A 1585-nucleotide genomic window follows, 5' to 3' on the forward strand; every position below is an offset into this window, starting at 1 on the left:
CGCATAACCACAACATGATGGTTCGTGACTCCTACGATGCGGCGATCCCTGGAACCAACATTTTAGGGAATGAAACCATTCCTACTGATCCTAACCAAACCAAAAAGAATACAGGCAATGTGCTCTCGTATGTTAGCAGCACCCCTGATGCTTCTAAAAAAACAATCCTCAATCCCAAGAGCATTAGCACACAAGGCGGTGGACAAGCTCACGAAAACAGAATGCCCTTTGTTACCATGGTGTACTGCATCGCAACTCAAGGTGTATATCCAACAAGACCTTAATTTGTTTAACTTAAAAATTACAGAAAATGGATTGCTATATAGGTGAAATAAGGATGTTCGCAGGTTACTACCCTCCTTCTGGATGGCTTATTTGCGATGGATCAACGCTTCCAATACAAGGTAATGAAGCACTCTACTCGCTACTCGGAATAACCTACGGCGGAAACGGAGCAACAACCTTTGCGCTGCCAGATTTAAGAGAGAAGGTGGTGGTTGGCAGTGGACAGCTGGGGACTACGAATTATGTTACCGGGCTCACAGGAGGTGACAATACCGTTGCGCTAACCATCGCGAATATGCCTCCTCACAACCACACCCTAAATGCGTACGCAGATACGGCAACATCAGCTAGCCCAACAGGCACAAATATACTTGCAGTGTCAGTACCACAGGGTACAACGTACACCAGCGCCAAGCTATATGCAGCACTTCCTACTGGAACTACAGATCCAGACTCGCCTCTTGACACTGTTGCTGTTTCAAGTTCTGGAGGTAGCACTCCTCACGATAATCTGATGCCATATCTTACGATAAACTACATCATAGCAAAAACAGGAATATTCCCTCAACAGTAATAATTTGAAACATAAAAAATAAGCGGACTAACTCCCGGCAAACAGTACACCTTACGCTGCACCTACAAGAGAGCGGAAGAAGAGCGGATTTACAGCGATCCAATATCCATTTACGTACAGTAAAAAGCAGCGAACTAGTTCGCTGCCATACGATATAATGAACGCACAGGAAATACCTGTGCTTACAGCAAATAAAGTAACAATTAAAAAAACAAATTATGGACACTTCAAGTTTCATTGGAGAGATTCGTGCGTTTCCGTACAACTTCACTCCTGAAGGTTGGCTTCTTTGCGATGGCAGCCAAGCAAACATTGCGACGTACCAAGCCCTATTTGCCGTAATTGGCGGCATATACGGAAACACCGATGGACGCACGTACTTCACGCTTCCCAATCTTCAAGGACAGGTACCTATGGGTGCTAACGCAGCAAATTCCCAAAAATTGATAGGAAAAAAAGGAGGAAATGAAACGGCAACGATAACCAGCAACAATATGCCAAGTCATATCCACACGGCATATGCAGATAAGAAAGAAAACACCCAACAGTCGTTAGCAACCCAAACACCGGGTTCTACTGTATTCCTCTCTAACATGCTTGCCACCACGGCTACTGGAGCTCCTGTCCTTTACAGCTATGTGGATTATACCCCTCAAACAACAAACGTTGTTCCGAATACAGCGCTTATAGGAGTATCCGCAGGAAATGGACAACCTCATGACAACA

3 protein-coding genes are annotated in these 1585 nt (G+C 44.9%); all 3 read left to right on the forward strand.

The features are described from left to right. The coding region (locus tag L990_RS20250; protein WP_197057318.1) for a phage tail protein at nucleotides 1-284 on the forward strand (284 nt) is incomplete at its 5' end. 26 nt (nucleotides 285-310) lie between these two features. Further along, nucleotides 311-859: a phage tail protein gene (locus L990_RS16455; protein ID WP_047451705.1), complete on the forward strand. Its 549-nt coding sequence runs from the start codon at nucleotides 311-313 to the stop codon at nucleotides 857-859. Nucleotides 860-1077: 218 nt separating this feature from the next. Then, nucleotides 1078-1585 (forward strand): phage tail protein (locus L990_RS19470; protein WP_052181102.1); only part of this gene is annotated, 508 nt, incomplete at its 3' end.

Source organism: Alistipes sp. ZOR0009 (assembly GCF_000798815.1).
GTDB lineage: Bacteria > Bacteroidota > Bacteroidia > Bacteroidales > ZOR0009 > Acetobacteroides.